Here is a 19816-nt window from a genome sequence, read left to right on the forward strand (position 1 = left end):
CATTTATCTAACATTTTTTGTTAATTTATACATGCAATAATTTTCAATTAAAATAATATGAAATACAGTATAACATTTATCAATCACAACGTTTTTTTAATCCACATATCCTCCAATATATTCTTCAAATATGTTGTTTACAAATTTTTAATTGTAATCAAAAAGAGGCTGAGATTAAATTATCCCAACCCCTCCTTTATAAATAAAAATTATTCTTCTGAATTCTTCAAATAGTAACCAACACCACGACGAGTCATCAATATTTTTGGATGACTTGGTGTGTCTTCAATTTTTTCACGAATTCGACGGACGGTCACATCAACAGTCCGTACATCACCAAAATAATCAAAACCCCAAACCGTCTGTAATAAATCATCACGTGTCATAACTTGGCTAATATGCTTAGCTAAATGCGATAACAATTCAAACTCACGATGAGTCAATTCAATATCCTTACCATTTTTAGTTACCATGTAAGCTTCCGGATGAATCACTAAGTCACCAATCTTAATATCATCGGAATTATTTTCATTTTCGCCATTATAGTCTTTACTATCGCGACGCCGTAAATTAGCTTTAACTCGAGCTAATAATTCTCGATTTGAAAAAGGCTTAGTGACATAGTCATCCGCCCCCATTTCAAGTCCCAAAACTTTATCAATCTCAGAATCTTTTGCCGTTACCATAATGACTGGGATTTGCGAGTTCGTTCGAATTTGTCGTAAAACTTCCATCCCATCGACTTCTGGTAACATTTGATCTAACAATACTAAATCAGGATTTTCAGCCTCAAATTGGTCTAAAGCTTCCTGACCATCCATTGCAATGACAACATCATAACCTTCTTTAGTTAGATTGAATTTAATAATATCTGAAATCGGTTTTTCGTCATCAACGACTAAAATCTTACTCATCTTCACAGTCCTCCACAGAAAACATTTATGGCTATATTGTACCATATTGGTAAACAATTCAGAAATCCTGAATTTTATTTTAACTTTACAAAATTCGGACTGACTATACCTTAAATCAACTGACTAATATTTTATATATAAAAAAGAGACTGAAACAAAAATCAGTTCCAATCTCTCTTAAATCACAACATATAGTTAACCATATATTGAAATTTAATTTTTAGTCTTCAACAACGAAAGGCATAAGTCCCATGATACGGGCCCGCTTGATAGCAGTTGTAACCTTACGTTGGTTCTTTGCTGAAGTTCCAGTCACACGACGAGGCAAAATCTTACCACGTTCTGAGATGAAACGTTCCAACAATTCAGTATCCTTGTAATCCACATATTCGATATGGTTGGCTGCGATAAAGTCAACCTTACGACGACGGCGTGGTCCGCCACTACGACGTTGTTGTTGTGCCATGTTAAATTCCTCCTGATAATAATTTCAAAAATTTAAATTTAGAATGGAAGATCATCATCTGATATGTCAATTTCTTGACCACCAGAAAATGGATCGTTATTAGTTGATGCATTTGCTGTAGAATTATTATTCCCACCAAATACATTTCCCGAATTATTGGTATTATTAGGCGTTCCAAAAGGATTACCAGCCGGTGCAGCATTAAAGTTGTTTTGGCTATTATTTCCAGTATTTCCCGCACTTGCGCGACGAGCCTCAGACTCAGCACGTGTTTCTAATAAATCGAAATTCTCAACGATGACTTCAGTACGATAGACCGTTTGTCCTTGTTGATTTTGGTAACTACTAGTTTGTAAACGTCCATCAATAGCAACTCGTGAACCTTTTGAAGTGAAATTCGCAAAATTCTCGGCCGCCTTTGACCAAATCGTAGCGTTAATAAAATCAGTTTCACGCTCACCATTTTGGTTAGTCCGACGACGATCAACAGCAACACTAAATGATGCCACAGCTGTCCCCGATTGGGTATAACGTAATTCAACATCGCGGACTAAACGTCCAACAAGTACTACACGGTTCATACAAAGTCTCCTTTCATTCAAATCAAATTAACAACCATGCTCACTAATTACTTAGCTTCTGAGCGAACTTCGCGGGTAACAACCATGTGACGCAAGATATCTTCTGAGATCTTAGCCAAACGATCGAATTCCTTAATCGCTTTGTCATCTTCAGCAGTGAAGTTAACAACGTGATATGTTCCTTCATGGTATCCAGCAATTTCATAAGCAAAGCGACGTGTTGCCCAATCTTTTGATTCAGCAATAGTTGCTCCGTTGTTAGTTAAAATCTCATCAAAACGTTCAACCAATGCCTTCTTAGCATCAGCGTCGATATCAGGGCGAACAATATAAGTCATTTCGTACATAACATTTCCTCCTTCTGGTCTATGGCCGGTCCAAAATGCCGGCAAGAAGTCGCACTATTTGTGCTACTCACATTTGATTAGTCTAGCATTTTTAAATTGTAAAAACAAGTCTGAATAATCTGAAAAAGAAACTTATCTTCTATCAAATAGGTTAAAAGTTCAGCTCTATTTATATTTTAAATATTTTGATAATTTTTGTGAAAATAGATCATCTCAATTAATCAAAAAACAACCATCTATTTTTCAAAACCAGAAAGTTGTTTAGTTGATATTTAATTATTTGGTAATCTCATCCACGGTAAAACGCTTCCTAAACATCGGTGAAACTGCCCGATCTTCATTAATTCGGACAATTGCCTCTGCCATCATATCCGCAATTGTGACTTGCACCAATTTAGGGAATTTCTTTGATTCAGGTAAGTCAATTGAATCAGTTACAATAACTTTTTCAAAGACTGAATTCTGCAAATTATCAACCGCTTCAGCTGAGAACACAGCGTGAGTTGCAACAACATAAACTTCTGCTGCCCCTTCGTCTTTTAACTTTTGAGCACCCTTAGCAATCGTACCACCAGTATCGATCATATCATCAATCATGATAGCTCGCTTACCTTTAACATCCCCAATGATATTCATAATTTGTGCTACGTTAGCTTTAGGACGTCGCTTATCAATAATAGCAATTGGTTCGCTAGAACCTAACAATTCTGCCAAAGCCCGTGCACGAGTCACACCACCATGATCTGGCGAAACTACAATGGTATTATCATTGGCAATTCCACTCGTAATCAAATAGTCTGCTAATTTTGCAGCCCCTGCCATATGATCAACCGGAATGTCAAAGAAGCCTTGAATTTGTGCTGCATGCAAATCTAATGCTAGCACACGAGTTGCACCGACCGTCTCTAACATATTTGCTACTAATTTAGCTGTAATGGGCTCCCGTGAACGTGCTTTACGATCTTGGCGAGCATATCCATAATAAGGCATAACCACATTAATCGTTTTTGCACTTGCACGTCGTAACGCGTCAATCATAATGAGAAGTTCCATCAAATTGTCGTTTACTGGAGCAGATGTGGATTGGATGATATAAACATTATCGCCTCGAACAGATTCTTCAATGTTAATTTGAATTTCACCATCCGAAAACCGAGAAATATTAATTTTTGAAAGTTCTACTCCAATCGCCGTAGCAACCTTTTGTGCTAACGGCTTATTACCACTTAATGAAAAGACCTTTAAATGCGGATCTGCATATTTCTCCATTTTTTCCTCCAAAGCCGATTGTCATCGTTTTTAACGTATTTATTATATTTAATTCTAGCGTTTTTTATGCTTTTTCTCAACGTGAAAATTTATTTTTTAAGCGATTTAAATTTATCGGCAACTGGTAAGCGTTCCCAAAAATCAGGCTTGTTTTCTTGACGGGCACGAGCAATTCCCATTGCATGCTCTGGAATATCATCGGTAATGGTTGATCCAGCTGCTGAAATTGTTTCTGCTTTCATTTCAACTGGACCAATAATTTTAGTATTTGAACCAATAAAGGCTCGATCGCCAATCGTGGTATGATGCTTATTTTGACCATCATAGTTTACAAAGACTGTTCCAGCACCAATATTAACATCTGATCCAATAGTGGCATCCCCAATATAAGTTAAGTGTCCTGCCTTCGAATCAGTTCCCAATTGGGCCTTCTTCATTTCAACAAAATTACCAACATGCGCGCGTACACCAACTTCTGAAGCTGGTCGTAAATGTGCATAAGGTCCGACCGTAGCTTCTGGGCCGACAACTGATTCTTCGATAGTAGAATTATCAATCACACTAGCGGTTTTAATTTCTGAATCAATGATCCGTGTTCCTGCCGTCAAAACTACATTACTATCAATTTTGGTGTGGCCCTTAAGAACCACATTATTTTCAATGACAGTATCTGAACCAATTTGAACATCAACATCGATATAAGTTGTCTGTGGGTCAATCAAAGTAACCCCATTTTTCATATGTTGAGTATTAATTCGTTGTCGCAAAATTTGATTGGCTTGAGCTAAGGCGACTCGATCATTTACACCCATTGATTGATTGAAGTCATCAATTTGGTAAGCGCCTACCACCTGATCTTTTTTACGTAAAATTTCTAGAGTATCTGGTAAATAATATTCACCTTGAGCATTATCATTAGTGACTTGTTCTAAAGCCGCAAACAAAAGTTGATTGTCAAAAACATAAACACCGGTATTAATTTCATCAACACCAGCCTCAGCTTCATTCGCGTCTTTTTGTTCTACAATTCGCAAAACTGCACCATCATCAGCTCGAATAACCCGACCATATCCAAAAGGATTGGCTGCTTTGGCTGTCAAAACAGTTACAGCGTTACCACTCTGTTCATGATAAGCAAAAGCATTTTCATAGGTCGCTTTCGTAAACAAAGGCGCATCACCTGAAGCAATCAAGGTTGATCCTTCTTGTTTCGCTAAAATAGGAGCTGCCATCTTAACCGCATGTCCTGTTCCCAATTGCTCCGTTTGAACAACAACGGAAGAACGATCTTCTACTTGAGCTCGAACCATTTCTGCTTCATGTCCAACAACCGTTACAATATTTTCAACACCTACCGCTAAGATCGTATCCAAAACCAAATCTACCATAGTTTTACCGCCAACTTTGTGCAAAACTTTTGGCAAAGTTGATTTCATCCGTGTTCCCTTACCTGCGGCCATAATAATACTATAACGTCCCATTTCAATCTCACTTTCAGCCCGAAAATATCGGCTAATATTTTTATTTTTTCGTTAATTGTTGTAATTGTGAATTATCCTGATAAATTTCTGTCTTGAAGTTACCAGCCCGTACGTCGAGTAAACCACCTTCTTTATCCGTGTTAACATGGATCAAAGCAGAATACTTATCAATCACGCGATGTTCAACTTCGCCTTCAACTACCACAGCCACTCCAGCCACAGTACCTTCAAATTCACGCACCAATGATTCCATTCCGCGAATTGTACCGCCAGCTTTCATAAAATCATCGACAATCAAAACACGTGAACCCATTGGCAAAGACCTTCGGGATAGTTCCATTTTCTCTAATCGCTTGGCCTGACCTGTCACATAATTAACCGACATAGTTGGACCTTCCGTTACTTTTGTATCATTTCTTGCGATCACAAACGGCACATTTAAAGCTTCAGCAACTGATTGCGCTACCGGTACACCCTTTGTAGCTGCAGTAATTACCGCATCAATTGGTTCTTTAATATACTGCGTTGCAATTAGACGACCAATCTTTTCTAGAATCCAAGGTTGCCCTAACAAATCTGACAAATAGACATAACCACCTGGTAAAACCCGGGTCTCATCACTGATTTCATTTACTAATCCATCAACAAAATTTTCAGCTTCTGCTTCAGTCATAATCGGAGTAAATTTTGCTCCGCCGGCTGCACCAGGAATCGTTTCTAAAATTCCCGTCCCATTTTGTAAAAATGTTCTTTTTAAAATTGCTAAATCTTCTGAAATTGATGATTTAGCGGATTCATATTGATCAGCAAATTTAGTTAATGAAATCAGCGTTCTTGGATGTGCTAATAAATAACGTGTCATATCCACTAGTCGGTCACTGCGCCGTATTTTCATGGTCCGCTCCTTTTCATTGTTCGTGTTTTACAAATATTATACTTTAATAATAACACGAAAACACGAACGTTTCTTCCTATAAATTAACCTTTCACAATAAGTTGAATTATATTCCATACACAGTACATTTTATATCACTGCACAACTATATTTATACTCTTAATAATCCATATAAATAATGTAAATTTTTCATAACTTTTACAATTCAATTTATCAACATTTATCACCTCAAACCACAATAAATTAGCAATATTTTTTGAAAGATTGTGATACATCTATTTATATCGTGTGTGCGTGTTTGAAATATCTATTAAAATTAATCACATTTTCAATCATGGCAACAATGTTTAATCATTCATTTTAATTATTTTCAAAAGCAGTTTAGCACAATCTAAAAAATTGGTATACTGACTTTATAATTAAAAAATAATGTAACAAATTATGCTTCAAAGGAGTGTTGTATGGCAATTAAAAGACCAGAATATATTTTAGCAATCGATCAAGGTACGACTGGGTCACGAGCTGTGTTATTCAATAAAAACGCCCGGCGTGTCGCCAGTACTGCCATCCCACTCACCCCTATTAATCCTCATGTTGGTTGGGAAGAACAATCACCTGAGGCCATTTGGCGAACCACTAAAAATGCAATTACAGATACGATGATCGAAGCCGGTATTCAAGCTCAATCAATTCAAGCGATTGGAATTGCTAGCCAACGTGAATCCACAATCGTCTGGAATAAGAATACCGGCCAACCAGTTTATAACGCCATTATTTGGTCTTCAACTCAGACCCAAGCAATTGTGGACCAAGTACGAGCAGATGGTTATGAAGAAATTATCCGTGAAAAAACCGGCTTACCTCTTAGTGCATACTTCTCAGCCACAAAAATTAGATGGATTTTAGATCATGTTGAAGGCGCTCAACAAGCAGCCGAACAAGGCGATCTATTATTTGGGACCGTGGACAGTTGGTTAGTATGGCAATTAAGTGATCGAAAAACTCATATTACAGATATTTCTAATGCTTCCCGCACCATGCTTTTCAATATCAGAACTCATGATTGGGATGATAAATTATTAGATATTTTCAATATACCTAAAATCATGCTGCCAAAAGTAACTAAATCAAATGGAACCATTGCCAAAACTGGGCCACTCCGTTTCTTTGGCGCCGAAGTCCCCATTGCTGCTGTAATTGGTGATCAAAATGCTGGCTTGATTGGTCAACTTGGTTTCAAAACCGGAACTGTGAAAACTACATATGGTTCCGGGGCATTCTTGCTTCTTAATACGGGTGACCAATTAATTAATTCTAATCATGATTTAATCTCAACCATTGCCTATCAAATTGGCGACAAACCAGTTTATGCTCTTGAAGGTTCCGTCTTTACTGCTGGATCGGCCATTCGTTGGCTAAATGATGGTCTCCACTTAATTGAAGAAGTCCCGGATTCTTTTGAAGCAGCTGAAAAATCAACTAGTAATGATGAACTATACGTTGTCCCAGCTTTTTCCGGACTCGGAGCACCCTATTGGGACCCCAAAGCTCGTGGTGCGGTCTTCGGGATTACTCGTGGTACTAATAAAAATGATTTCATTAAAGCAACTGTCCAATCTATTGCCTATCAAATTGCTGATATTTTAAGAACGATGCGAGAAGACAGTGGAGCCAAAATAGCAGCTATTAAAGTTGATGGATCTGTTTCAAGGAATCCCTATTTAATGCAATTTCAAGCTGATATTACCGGTCTTACAATTGATCGTTCAATGTATGAAGATACTACCCCCTTGGGAGCAGCTTTTCTTGCAGGGTTAGCTATTGGTTATTGGGAATCACCTGAAGCTTTAGTTGGCTTATCATCACGCGGCCGTGAATTCACCCCACAAATGTCACTTCAACGGCGAAAAGAATTAAAAAAAGGTTGGAAAACTGCTATTGAAGCAACTAGTTATTTTTCAAGTCAAAATAACAATGAAAACGGTTAATGTAAAAGTTTTACATTTTTAAAGCGCTTTCTTGAAAGATCTGTTATACTTATTATTATAGAATTCAAAGTAATGGAATTGATTAATCAAAAGGAGTACACTATCATGCCACAAGAGATCACAACCCTCCTAACTTTCTTTGGTGGAACCGGAGATTTAGCTAAGCGCAAACTTTACCCATCTGTTTATAACCTTTATAAAAAAGGTTTCCTACAAGAACATTTTGCGATTGTTGGAACTTCACGTGCCGATTTAACTAATGCCGAATTTCACGACATGGTTCGTGAATCAATTAATCACGTGGTTGAAGATGAAGACGATGCTAAGCATTTCATCTCCCACTTCCGTTATCTCAAATTAGACGTTAATAATAAAGATGGCTATCAAGAACTTCTTAAACTTAATAATGAATTGGACGCCCAGTATGAATTAAAGGGCAACCGTATTTTCTACATGTCAGTTGCTCCACGTTTCTTTGGAACCATTGCTAGTTTCTTATATAGTGAGGAACTAGTTACTAAAAATGGTGAATTTAATCGCTTAATGATTGAAAAACCCTTTGGTGTTAGCTATGAAACGGCCTTGGAATTGAATAATCAATTAACAAAAGTTTTTGATGAAGATCAAATCTTCAGAATCGATCATTATCTAGGAAAAGAAATGGTTCAAAATATTTCTTCAATCCGTTTTGGAAACCCAATTTTCGACGCTACTTGGAATAAAGATTATATTGAAAATGTTCAAGTTACCCTTTCAGAAGTATTGGGCGTTGAAGAACGAGCTGGTTATTATGATGATGCCGGAGCCCTTCGTGATATGATTCAAAATCACACCATGCAAATCGTGGCTTGGTTAGCAATGGAAAAGCCCGCTTCCTTCACAGACAAAGATATCCGGGCTGCTAAGAATGTAGCCTTCAACTCACTCCATATTTACAAAGGGGCTGAAGTTGGTGCTAACTTTGTTCGAGGCCAATATGGTGAAAACATTGACGGATCTCAAGTTAAATACTTGGATGAAGACGGTGTCCCTGAAAATTCACAAAATGATACTTTCGTGGCAGGCCGCCTACAATTCCGTTCTTCTCGTTGGGATGGTGTCCCATTCTATATTCGAACTGGAAAACGTTTGAAGTCAAAACAAACCCGCGTAGATGTGGTATTCAAAAAGGGCTTAAGTATCTTTGGTAATGACATCGAATTAGATAACCCTGTCCTTTCAATTTTGATTGATCCTAAAGGAAGTATTGAATTCCGAATCAATGCAAAAGATACCACTTCAGAATTTAAGACACGAACTGACATCATGAAGTGGGAAGTTTCATATTTGGATATGGAAAGAACCCCTGAGCCATACGAACGCATGATTCAGGATGCCATGAACGGTGACGGATCGAACTTTGCTGATTGGAACGGTGTATCAATTTCTTGGAAATTCGTTGATGCCATCCAAAAAGCTTGGGATACTGAAGTTGCTGAATTCCCGAACTACGTTTCTGGAACCATGGGACCTAAGGCTTCTGACGATTTGTTAGCCGAAGATGGTAACCATTGGATTTATCGTTAATATTTAATTATTAATCTAAATAAACACAAAAGGAGAAGCATTTCAAATAATGCTCCTCCTTTTTTACAATTTTTTTGTGATTTAAACTATTTTAAGCCATCATCCTTTGTCAAAATAAATCATTCATATTATTTAAAATTCATAAACTTGGTATGTATTTAACGCAACAATAAATTTACGAATATTACCATAACCCATCGCCGTTAATGCTTGAGCATATAAATTAATTTGTCCACTATAGCGCTGCTCTAGCAAAATCTGTCCATCTACTCCAGGAGCAATATAATCAGTTTTATAATCAAATAGCCAAATTTCATCATTAACATGAATATATCCGTCCATAATTCCATGCACTAAGACATATTCTTCATCGTCAAAATCACGATAAAGCTGTTTTGCATCAATTAACATCGAAAATGGTACTTCACGTTCTACCGATTGGGCATGCCTAACCAAGTTTTTTCCCAATTGAGAATGTTCAAAAAATTCACTCATAGCCTGGGTTGGTAATAAGAACTCCAAGTTAGTCTCAATCAATTCCTCTTGTACTAATGTATGAATTAATTGTTGAATCTGTTCCGGTGTAGGTGTTCCTGCTTTTAAATCAATCTTTTGCAAAACCAAATGTACCGCTGTTCCTCGAGCGGCACCGGTTGAATTAGTTTGCATTTCACTCATAAACGATGGTTCACTTAATTCTTCATTTACCAGACGCAATCCTGCATCAGCTTCAGTTGACAAACGCTGATCACCCATCGTTCTTCCATCTTGTAAATCGGGATCTTCAAAAATACGTTTAATTTCTGAGACTGATTGATAAGCAGTTGTCCGAGTAGATACCTCGTGGTCATATTGAAACGCAAAAGATTGTTTAATTTGATCAAGTTTCTGTTCCACGGTTACCGAGTTGAATACTGTTTTATCATCATTTGATGTCAAATTATCACTATTTGAAACTAATGGCTGTTGCATTAACTCATCATGCTGATTAAAAGTTATTTTAAATTCAAATGGAAGGTCCGGATTATACATTGATGTTTGATCTAATTCGACCCCATACTTATCTAATAATACATTAGCCGTAGCTTGAAAATTAGGATGCCGGCTAATCGCCATTCCCATCAGGTCCATGAATGAGTGTCCTTGCAACCGAATTGATGATGATATCATGGCGTGTTGTGAATCCATAACTTGACTCCTTTGCCACTGTTTAACTAATGTTTTAGGAGATTTATATGATCCAACCAAAAACAATTGTTGTTCAGCCCGTGTTAGCGCCACATAAAGCACCCTTAATTGTTCTGCAAAGCTAGAACGCAATAAAGCAGCCCGAACGGTTTCATATTGCGGTGGCGTTAATTTCAAAGCGAATTCTCGATCAATATATTGCAATCCTACCCCAGCTTGACTATCGATAATTAATTGTCCGACTTGATCTTGCGTATTGAATTTTTTTGTAGTGTTCAACATAAATACAACGGGAAACTCAAGCCCTTTTGAACCATGAATGGTCATTAATTGAATCGCTTCATTTGCTTCATTCGCATCAGCTTCCCCAATATCGTCAGATGCATTTTTCTGAAGTTGTTCAATATAATAATTAAACTGGTAAAGTCCCGTAAAATTAGTTTGTTGATAGGCATCAGCTCGTTCATACAAGGCATGTAAATTAGCTTGACGTTGCATCCCACCCGGTAAGCCTCCTACATAATCTAACCAATCCGTAGTTTGATAAATTGACCAAATTAAATCAACCAATTTATTTTGAACCGCTAATGTTTTAAATTGATCAAGTTCTCGTAAAAACTTATCAATGATTCTTTGCGTATTTTCAACTAAATCTAAGCCATATTCCACCATCTTATTAGGATCCTGTTGGTAAAACGCCTGAACTGCAGTATAAAAATCACTATTTAAATTTTGGGTTCGAATAAGTGCTAAGGCATTTTCACCCAATCCATAAATCGGTGAACGCAAAACGGCAACTAAAGGAATATCCTGATGTGGATTATCAATAACTTTTAATAGATCCATCATAATTGAAATTTCCATCGTCTGGAAATAATTCCCCGCATCCTTCACAATCAATGGTAGATTTAAGGTTTTAAAGATTTCAATTACTTGAGGATTTTGGGTTCGTGATGGAACCAAAATTGTAATATCTGAGTATTGAATAGGGCGTATTACCTGTGCTTCACGATCATAAATTTCAAATCCATCTGCTATTAATTTCTGAATTTTTTGACCCATCATTTGAATTTGGCCTGTATTTGAATTCAAACTTAAATTTTCAGGATCTATTGCATTATCTTCGCTCTCATTATCCTCCGTTTGATTTTCATCAAAATAGATCATAAATTCAGCTTCTTTAGGCAAATCGTCTGGATAATATTTCGCTCCGACTACCAATTTTGCCGAATCAACATAATCGACATCCCCCAATTCACGACTCATCAATTGTTGAAACAGATAATTAATAAAATTCATTACATTTGGTTGTGAACGAAAATTTTCAGCAAGAGTAATTAAACGATCCTTTGACTGATCATGACCATAATTTTCCATTTTTTTAGCAAATAATTGCGGATCAGCCTGTCTAAACTTATAAATGGATTGTTTGATATCACCCACTTGAAAAACATTATTTGATTTGGCCAAATCTTGAACAATTGCCTCCTGCAAATTACTTGTGTCTTGATATTCATCAACCATAATTTCTGAATAACGCTCTTGTAATTTTTTGGCAATATCTTTTTTTTGTACAATTTCTAGGGCAAAATGTTCTAAATCATTAAAGTCAAAAGCCTTACGTTGAATTTTATCTGACAGATACGACTGCCGAAATTGATTTGTAACTCTCACTAGTTCCTTCAAAGTTCTTTGAGCTCCACTAATCGCAAATTTCAAACCCGCTTCATCTAAAGTAAAGAACCGTTGAGCCAATTTACCCACTGCTTTATGTAGTTCTTTCCGATCATCACCAATTTGACTCCAAATTTCTTTCAAATCTGGTTCAAGACCTCGCATCCCCCGACCCTTAGCATTCCAGGGCGTTGGTTTTTGTTGAAACATTGTTTGACGCAAGGTCTGCCAATCAACCTCCGCCGTCAAGATATTTAACATTTTTTGTATGTGCTCATCTTCTTCGACCAAATCTTGCCGCCGATTCTTAGCAGCATCAATTTCATCATTAGGTACGCGCGCAATTAATTGATCATATTGCTGATGTAAGTCGAATAAACTATCCCGTAATTCGGGTAACACCGTTTCAACATATAACTTTGATCCCAGAAAATCACCTTCAATAATATAATTTTCACTAAGTTGATTTAACCAATCATCGGTATCTGGTCGGGCCATTGCAAAATCAAATAATTGAAAAATAGCCGTTTGTAGAGGAGTATCATTCCCATTTTTATCAATAAATTGTGTCGATAAATCTAAAAAATCTTTATTATCAACAAGATTATAATTTTGTTCTAAAACCTTGGCTAAAATTTGCTGCATTGCTAATTTCTTCTCAGCATTATCAGCGATCCGAAATTGTGGATCTAAGTCAATTGCATAATGATATTGCTCAATGAGTCTCAGCGCAAAGGCGTCCACAGTGGAAATATTAGCAATTTTTATCAATCTTAGCTGTTTCATTAAATGACCACGTTCTGATCCTTGCATGTTTTTCAGACGGTTACGTATTTCTTTTTCTAAACGCTCTTTCATTTCTGCTGCTGCAGCTTCAGTAAAAGTTACAATTAGAAATTCATCAATATTATCACCATCTAATAAACGTGTTAAAACACGTTCTACCAACACCCTAGTTTTACCAGAACCAGCTGATGCTGAAACTAGAATATTTTGTTCTCGTGTCTCAATGGCAGCTTGTTGTTGTTTAGTAAATTGCATCTACTTACCCTCCTGCTCCAATAATTTGGCTTGCATTTGCTTCAAAGCTTCTGGTGCTTTCAATGATTTTAAATCCCGATACTTATTATTTAACATAGCATCAAATTGAATTACATCCCGATAATCCGTATATTGAAGTCCATTATGGGTTCCTTGTCGATATGGTGCAATTGGGAATTTACCTGCCAAAATTTTACCAGCTAATGTCTTAATTTGGGCTTTATTATATTTTAAAAGTGTCTCTAATTTTTCCGAAGTTACTACATCCGAATTTGCCTTGAATTTTCCGTCTGCCTTTCGTTCAATTCGATAGGGAGTGTCATCATTCATTTCTAATTGTTCAATAAATCCTTCATCATCTTCAATCAATCCTTGATATTTAAGTTCCTGTTTGGATTCTTGAACAGCCGTTTGTTGTTGGAATTGATATGTTTCTTGGCCTGTTTGGACAAAAGGCTCATGAATTTCCCGTTGTAGTTCCATAAAATTAGCAGCTTGCACTTTCATACCATTAGTCTGATTTAGATTCATTGCCTCCCAATAAGTAAGGAGTTGTAATTCTAGTCCATTAAATGCTTCTGTATAATTGAATTTTCGTTGTTTAGACTTATAATCGATAATTGCTAAATAATTTTGATCACGTTGGCTATTATGAACCATATCATATCGATCAACTTTTCCTCTAACTGTTACCACATTTTCACCCATCTTAAACTGTAAAGGTTTCAGTAACCCCTGACCAAATGTAGTTTCAGTTCCTTGAGTTATAATACCAGCACTTTCACGCTGACCACGTTGCATATTCACTAAGGCATAATGCACCCGTTCGGCTAAATTACGCGTGATAAATTCAAACCGCTTACTAGTTGTAAAAATTTCAAATGTTGGATCATCAGCTGCTAAAATCGATTTCAATGTTTGTGTTTCTAATTGCTCCAAAGCCTCATTTGATAACGCGCCCAATGGTTCCTTTTTTAGCTGTATGAATACTTTTTCTAAAATGGCATGCATTAATGAACCTTGTTCACCAGCCGTTAATTCCATTTCAGAACGTGGCTGTAATTTCAAACCATAATGTAATAAAAATTCATATGGATTTTTAGCATACGTTTCTAAACGTGAAATGGAAGTTTTCAATTCAGTCCCAAAGAGAGCTTGAACTAAAGTCTTCTCAATTTGTTCACTTTGATTTCGGTAATTCAAGGAAGTTAATAATTTTTTGTATTTTTGAATATCACTAGTATCTGGATAATTTTGTTGAACTTCATCTAACGCATTTTTCACCAATTGCCAACCAGCTGCCAACGGTTGCTGATTTTGTTGTGCAATTCCAGCCGCTAAAATAAATTGAGCCCGAGCACTGGCGATCGTTCCGGTTAGTTGATCTAATTCTATTAAGTCTTTTTGTTCATCAGTTAAATAACTAATCTGTTGTATGGGTAACTGAAAAGCACGTTGAAGACGCTCAACATATGTTGAAGGTTTTAACTTACTATTACCATCTGATGTTGGAAACGACCAAATAATTTTTCGTTCTCCAATCATCATCGCTTGATATAGATTCAAACTATCCTGAGCCATCAAAATGTCAGTGGTATCTCGTAGTTTTTTACCATCTGGTAGCTGTTTTTGTAATTTTTTACGATCTAAGTCCTGCAAAAGTGACTTTTGATGAACAGTCGCTGGTAAATTAATATTGGTAGCACCAAAAATAATCACATTAGGCACTCCAACCAACTGAACCATTCCTGTTTCCGTTACTAACACTTGATCCATTGCAGCGGGAATTCCAGAATACTTAGCATTACTAAACGCGGCCATCAAGGCTTCATTTAGTTCTGATATCGTTAAACTTTGTTGATCAAAAACCGTTACAGTATCATCTAATATCGCCATTAATTGATTCCAAACTTGCTCCATTTGTTGTGCTGCAGCCATATCACCATTAGCTACGGCTTGGTCTCGCCAAACCAAAATTCGCTGATCCACACCTTGATCTTTCAGGAATTGATACAATTGCTGCACCATCTGACGGACGTTAGGGCTTTGGGATAATTGAGTTAAAAATGGTGCAATTTTTTGAGAGATTTGATCATGAATCAATGCTAATTGCGCATCATTTTCACTAGCCCGCTGGCGTAAACTTTCTTCACTATTCTCGTCGATTTGATAATCATATTTCCAGACTTTTGGATCAATCCATCGTTGACCAAAATAATTCTTTGAAAGAGCAAAATTCTCAGTAATTGCCAGCGCCTCTCGATAAGCTTTTATATCTGTATCTTTTGGAATTAATAACTCCGTTTTAAGCAAGTTTAAAATTGAATTTAATGAATATTGAGGACTCAAATTAAGCAACTGTTTAACAAAAGCTATCAATGGATGATTCGTCATCATCTGATCATTATCAAGATATAGAGGCAAATTATATTTAGCAAAAATAGCCGGTATTATATTTTGATATTGCCCCAGATCTGGTGTCATCAATACAAAATCACGGTAACGTGCTTTTTCATTGATAATCTCGTTATGAAGTTTTTGAGCAATTTGCTCAATTTCTTGATACTTAGAAGTCGCCCCCCATAATTCAATATCATCATTTTTAGTTGGGGCTGGAATCCCATTATGTTCATATTCAATCCAAAAATCAGAAATACCTTTTAAGCCTGATTTAACCGGACGTTCTTGATCAATCGCCTGAATAACAACTGTTTGAAGATAGCTTTGTGCAGCCGCTTGTAGTTGTTGTGCCAATCTTTTAGGAGCAAAAAACAATTCATTTTCATCTAAATTATGATTAAGATGTGATGCCGAACCATTTTCACCAGGCAAAGCGATAGTGACCTCGGCGCTCATAGCAATTAATGCTTCAACTACGCCCACTTCTGATGGAGTCATTTGTGAATAACCATCGATATAAAAATATTGTGATGACAAATCTACCTCGCCCCGCAATAAATATTGTTTTAGAACGCCTAATAAATCACTATTCAAAAATTGATTGCGCTGCCCTAATTCATCGTCTAAATTTGTACCAATCAAAACTAAGTCTAATAATTTATTTTGCAGAACAGGCTCATCATCAAGGTTATCGGCCATTGCCTGGACCTCATCCCATGTTAGCCCAGCCTGCTTTATTTCTTGGATTTGACTTGCCATTTGGCTAATAAAACCTTGCTTATTCAATAAGTTACCATATAATTTCAACTCAGTTTGGTGTTCATTCAAAAGGCTTTGAATTAACATTACTAGCGCTTCAGGTGATAAATTTGCTCTTTGATATAACTTGGTTTCGTTCATATAATACCAAGCTAATCTTGACAAGGAGAAAACTTGAACCTTAGGAGTTACCAAAGCTGATCCACTCCTATGATCGAGTTGCGCCAAACGCTTTAAAACATTAATTTCAGTTTTGAATTTTATTTTATTTGGTACTAAATAAAAAAATTGACCATCTTTTTTTGATTGCCGTGTTTTTTTAATCTTTTCTAATAAGGCTAATTCTCGATCTTTAGTACCATCACCAAACAAAATTGTTAATCCCATAATTAATTTTGATCCTCTCTTTGACGTCGCGCTTTTTTAGCAGCCTTTTGTCGTATCCGAATAGCTTTAAAAAAATCTTTCATTAAGGTACTGGCCTCTGTTGCCCTAACCCCTTGATGCACCTCTACCTGATGATTTAATCGATCATCTTCCAATAAATGATACATTGAATGTACTCCACCGGCTTTATAATCTTCAGCTCCATAATATACCGTCTTAATCCGCGCTTGTTGCAATAAACCTGCGCACATTATGCAAGGTTCAACGGTGACAAACAACTCTGCTTCGGGCAAACGCCAACTTTTTTGTTGCCGGCTAGCTTCTAAAACAGCTTGAAATTCGGCATGTTGACTTGGATCTTCAAACCGTTCACGTAGATTGAAACCACGCCCAATAATTTGACCATCTAATACCACCACCGCTCCAATTGGGACCTCACCTAAGGCATAAGCTTTTTTAGCTTCCACTAAGGCAGCCCCCATGAAAGTATGAATTTGTTGTTCTGTTAACATTAACATTTCCTCCATCAATACCTGGTAAAAAAGCTAGGCCAATTTGACCTAGCCTTTATATTATTGATTACGTATACTTTCCAAAATGTAGTAACCTTTATTTTTCGCAATAGTTTGAACGTTTCCAAAAACATTTTCCATGAGCTTTTTAGCAGATGGCGCCCCTTGCTTTTTCTGTAAAACAACAGTCAAAGTTCCACCTATCACCAGATGTTCAATAGCATGAGTTAACATTCCATTTACCACCTCTTTACCAGCACGCACCGGTGGATTAGTTAAAATAGCTGCATATTGGTCTGTTACATTTTCATATTGATCCGATTGAATTACTTTAATTTGAGACATTACTTGGTTTTTTGCAGCATTTTTTTGTATTAAAGCCGCTGCTCGCTCATTAATTTCAACTGCATCAAACTGCCGATCAGGTAAAATTTTTGCTAAGCTAATTGCTACTGGTCCATAACCAGCACCTAAATCTAAAATTTTACCTGCTGGTAAATGATCATGATTAAAGCTTTCCAACATTGTGCGGGTTCCAAAATCAACGGTCTGACGTGAAAAAACGCCAGAATCAGTGGTAAAAGTTAGGTTATGTTGAAACATCGGAAATGACCAAGCTTTTTCGTCATGTTCGATCGTAGGATTCTTTGTATAATAATGTTCTTCTGTCATATTTATCCACTCTCATTTAGTCATTGTTTACTACTATCTAGTATAACAAATGCCACAACTATCGGTGATTAAAAATTTGATAGATTAAATATAGATCGTTAACTTATTATTGTTTTATATAATTATTTAGGAATTTTTCGACCTTTTGTTCATACTTTTTAGTTAATGTAGCATATGATTTAACATGCTCAGCATTAGGAACCACTAATAATTGTTTTGGCCCTTTTTGAGCACGATAATTATCATATACAAATTTTGTTGGTACAAACGAATCTTCCGCACCATGAATAAACATCATTGGTCGATTATTTTTTGCAAGATATTGACTCACCTCTCCTTGCTTATATGAATACCCAGCAAAAATTTTAGAATACAATGATACCACTTTTACCAAAGGTTTCGCCAACCATTTAGGCAAATGATACATGGAATTGGCTTGGAACAATAATTCTTCACTAATTGAATTGTACCCAGCATCTTCGACATAGGCCTTCACTTGTTTAGGTGGATTCATCCCTGATAGCATCATAGTAGTTGCACCACCAAGTGAAGCCCCCATCACAACAATTTGTGAATCATTACCATTTTCTTGAACAATTTTTTGTGTCCATTCTTTAGCATCTTGGGCTTCTAAGAAACCATATCCAATATATTTACCACCTGACTTACCCGCAGCCCGATTATCAATCAATAATACATTGTATCCATTCTTATGAAACATCGCCGCATAGGGCATCATCGCTTGATGATCCACGCCAAAACCATGAATGACTAATGCTGTCTTTGTCGTCGGTTGGTCGGCCTTAACATAGTATCCTTGTAAATTAGTTCCATCATGAGCCTTAAGATTCCACAGAGCTTTATCATAGCTTTTCCAATCTTCTTGTTGTTGATATAAAGGTGCTCCAGCTTTTATGGACTTACCTTGGATAAAGGACTTATTTGCGCGCACCTCAGCTACATGAAAAAAATAACCACCTGCAGCTCCAAAAATAATAGCAATAACTAAAATAATACTAATAATCCAACGCCAAGGATGAAATGATTTATTCTTAACTTGCATGATAGAATCTCTTTTCTATTTGTTTTTTTTACATAAATTTGGATAGTCGAAATAAAATATATTTTACCATTCCTAAACTTAAAATACTATATATGAATAAAATTCCAAATAAAAAATTATGGCAAATCATAATTGAATTACCATAATTTGATATGAATGTTCAATGTGTTCAATCCACTAAAAATACTTATAAAATTGCAAACCTAGTTCCCGGCATAAGGTTTCAAAAGCACAAGCAAATCGATTTCGATCTTCATAGTTTTTAAAAACTAATTTAAATCCATCATCATTCGGATTACAACTAATTCGATAAGTACGGCTATCATGAATTCGGCCCAGATAAATAACACCATTTTGCCGTTCAATCGCATGCATGGCACACAGGATATCATTAATTAAGCAATCCTGAATAATATTAGCTTGTTTAAATAGTAGATATATTTCTTTGTGAATTTGTGACGTGTTCTCTCGGTACTGCATTTCGTTTCCTGCCATGACGCCCTCCAAAACTAATTGATGAATGCATTTCTGTTTCATAAGCATATCATGAATAGTAGGTTTAACCTTAATTTTTTCAATTGATAAATTCTTTTATATCCAACTGTATTTTTAC

General features: G+C 36.3%; 15 protein-coding genes. 2 read left to right on the forward strand and 13 right to left on the reverse strand.

What is annotated here, in order from left to right; translation table 11 throughout:
* Nucleotides 1–209 precede the first annotated feature (209 nt).
* The 7 genes from yycF to purR form a co-directional block, all read right to left on the reverse strand.
* Nucleotides 210–914: a response regulator YycF gene (gene yycF, locus WKK_RS02500; RefSeq protein ID WP_006845930.1), complete on the reverse strand. Its 705-nt coding sequence runs from the start codon at nucleotides 912–914 to the stop codon at nucleotides 210–212.
* Nucleotides 915–1134: 220 nt separating this feature from the next.
* The gene (rpsR, locus tag WKK_RS02505) at nucleotides 1135–1380 is read right to left on the reverse strand and encodes a 30S ribosomal protein S18 (protein WP_006845931.1); all 246 of its coding nucleotides are present in this window, start codon (nucleotides 1378–1380) and stop codon (nucleotides 1135–1137) included.
* 38 nt (nucleotides 1381–1418) lie between these two features.
* A complete protein-coding gene (gene ssb, locus WKK_RS02510) occupies nucleotides 1419–1961 on the reverse strand; it encodes a single-stranded DNA-binding protein (protein ID WP_013989358.1) in 543 nt (180 codons plus the stop codon).
* A gap of 47 nt (nucleotides 1962–2008) precedes the next feature.
* Nucleotides 2009–2308, reverse strand: a complete 300-nt coding sequence (gene rpsF / locus WKK_RS02515; RefSeq protein WP_013989359.1) for a 30S ribosomal protein S6 — start codon at nucleotides 2306–2308, stop codon at nucleotides 2009–2011.
* 276 nt (nucleotides 2309–2584) lie between these two features.
* Complete coding sequence (locus WKK_RS02520) at nucleotides 2585–3577, reverse strand: ribose-phosphate diphosphokinase (protein ID WP_006845934.1); 993 nt, start codon at nucleotides 3575–3577, stop codon at nucleotides 2585–2587.
* Between the two features lie 89 nt (nucleotides 3578–3666).
* Entirely contained in the window at nucleotides 3667–5058 is a 1392-nt protein-coding gene (gene glmU / locus WKK_RS02525; RefSeq protein WP_013989360.1) for a bifunctional UDP-N-acetylglucosamine diphosphorylase/glucosamine-1-phosphate N-acetyltransferase GlmU, read from the reverse strand.
* A 40-nt stretch (nucleotides 5059–5098) separates the two neighbouring features.
* Nucleotides 5099–5953 carry a pur operon repressor gene (gene purR, locus WKK_RS02530; protein WP_006845936.1) on the reverse strand — a complete coding sequence of 285 codons (855 nt, stop codon included), beginning with the start codon at nucleotides 5951–5953 and terminating at the stop codon, nucleotides 5099–5101.
* Nucleotides 5954–6414: 461 nt separating this feature from the next.
* Between purR and glpK the strand changes: the two genes are divergently transcribed.
* Together glpK and zwf are read left to right on the forward strand one after the other, a co-directional pair.
* On the forward strand, nucleotides 6415–7941 hold the full coding sequence (glpK, locus tag WKK_RS02535; protein ID WP_006845937.1) for a glycerol kinase GlpK: 1527 nt from the start codon (nucleotides 6415–6417) through the stop codon (nucleotides 7939–7941).
* A gap of 105 nt (nucleotides 7942–8046) precedes the next feature.
* On the forward strand, nucleotides 8047–9507 hold the full coding sequence (zwf, locus tag WKK_RS02540; protein WP_013989361.1) for a glucose-6-phosphate dehydrogenase: 1461 nt from the start codon (nucleotides 8047–8049) through the stop codon (nucleotides 9505–9507).
* Nucleotides 9508–9639: 132 nt separating this feature from the next.
* On the opposite strand, the gene addA is transcribed toward zwf, so the two are convergent.
* The 6 genes from addA to WKK_RS02570 form a co-directional block, all read right to left on the reverse strand.
* Nucleotides 9640–13410, reverse strand: coding sequence for a helicase-exonuclease AddAB subunit AddA (gene addA / locus WKK_RS02545; protein WP_013989362.1), 3771 nt, complete (start codon nucleotides 13408–13410; stop codon nucleotides 9640–9642).
* Nucleotides 13411–16956, reverse strand: a complete 3546-nt coding sequence (locus WKK_RS02550; protein WP_013989363.1) for a PD-(D/E)XK nuclease family protein — start codon at nucleotides 16954–16956, stop codon at nucleotides 13411–13413.
* 2 nt (nucleotides 16957–16958) lie between these two features.
* Nucleotides 16959–17468, reverse strand: a complete 510-nt coding sequence (locus WKK_RS02555; protein WP_013989364.1) for a nucleoside deaminase — start codon at nucleotides 17466–17468, stop codon at nucleotides 16959–16961.
* Nucleotides 17469–17528: 60 nt separating this feature from the next.
* Nucleotides 17529–18140, reverse strand: coding sequence for a class I SAM-dependent methyltransferase (locus WKK_RS02560; RefSeq protein ID WP_013989365.1), 612 nt, complete (start codon nucleotides 18138–18140; stop codon nucleotides 17529–17531).
* A gap of 106 nt (nucleotides 18141–18246) precedes the next feature.
* The gene (locus WKK_RS02565) at nucleotides 18247–19203 is read right to left on the reverse strand and encodes an alpha/beta hydrolase (protein WP_013989366.1); all 957 of its coding nucleotides are present in this window, start codon (nucleotides 19201–19203) and stop codon (nucleotides 18247–18249) included.
* Between the two features lie 177 nt (nucleotides 19204–19380).
* Entirely contained in the window at nucleotides 19381–19698 is a 318-nt protein-coding gene (locus WKK_RS02570) for a hypothetical protein (protein WP_006845949.1), read from the reverse strand.
* Nucleotides 19699–19816: the final 118 nt, after the last annotated feature.

The sequence above is a fragment of the Weissella koreensis KACC 15510 genome (genome assembly GCF_000219805.1).
GTDB classification, from domain to species: domain Bacteria; phylum Bacillota; class Bacilli; order Lactobacillales; family Lactobacillaceae; genus Weissella; species Weissella koreensis.

Bases quoted from the DNA above. Each gene is read 5' to 3' on its own strand.
- rpsR (WP_006845931.1), bottom strand. From the start codon at position 1,380: ATGGCACAACAACAACGTCGTAGTGGCGGACCACGCCGTCGTCGTAAG.
- WKK_RS02520 (WP_006845934.1), bottom strand. From the start codon at position 3,577: ATGGAGAAATATGCAGATCCGCATTTAAAGGTCTTTTCATTAAGTGGT.
- addA (WP_013989362.1), bottom strand. From the start codon at position 13,410: ATGCAATTTACTAAACAACAACAAGCTGCCATTGAGACACGAGAACAA.
- WKK_RS02550 (WP_013989363.1), bottom strand. From the start codon at position 16,956: ATGGGATTAACAATTTTGTTTGGTGATGGTACTAAAGATCGAGAATTA.
- zwf (WP_013989361.1), top strand. From the start codon at position 8,047: ATGCCACAAGAGATCACAACCCTCCTAACTTTCTTTGGTGGAACCGGA.
- yycF (WP_006845930.1), bottom strand. From the start codon at position 914: ATGAGTAAGATTTTAGTCGTTGATGACGAAAAACCGATTTCAGATATT.
- glpK (WP_006845937.1), top strand. From the start codon at position 6,415: ATGGCAATTAAAAGACCAGAATATATTTTAGCAATCGATCAAGGTACG.
- glmU (WP_013989360.1), bottom strand. From the start codon at position 5,058: ATGGGACGTTATAGTATTATTATGGCCGCAGGTAAGGGAACACGGATG.
- ssb (WP_013989358.1), bottom strand. From the start codon at position 1,961: ATGAACCGTGTAGTACTTGTTGGACGTTTAGTCCGCGATGTTGAATTA.
- WKK_RS02555 (WP_013989364.1), bottom strand. From the start codon at position 17,468: ATGTTAACAGAACAACAAATTCATACTTTCATGGGGGCTGCCTTAGTG.
- WKK_RS02560 (WP_013989365.1), bottom strand. From the start codon at position 18,140: ATGACAGAAGAACATTATTATACAAAGAATCCTACGATCGAACATGAC.
- WKK_RS02570 (WP_006845949.1), bottom strand. From the start codon at position 19,698: ATGGCAGGAAACGAAATGCAGTACCGAGAGAACACGTCACAAATTCAC.
- purR (WP_006845936.1), bottom strand. From the start codon at position 5,953: ATGAAAATACGGCGCAGTGACCGACTAGTGGATATGACACGTTATTTA.
- rpsF (WP_013989359.1), bottom strand. From the start codon at position 2,308: ATGTACGAAATGACTTATATTGTTCGCCCTGATATCGACGCTGATGCT.
- WKK_RS02565 (WP_013989366.1), bottom strand. From the start codon at position 19,203: ATGCAAGTTAAGAATAAATCATTTCATCCTTGGCGTTGGATTATTAGT.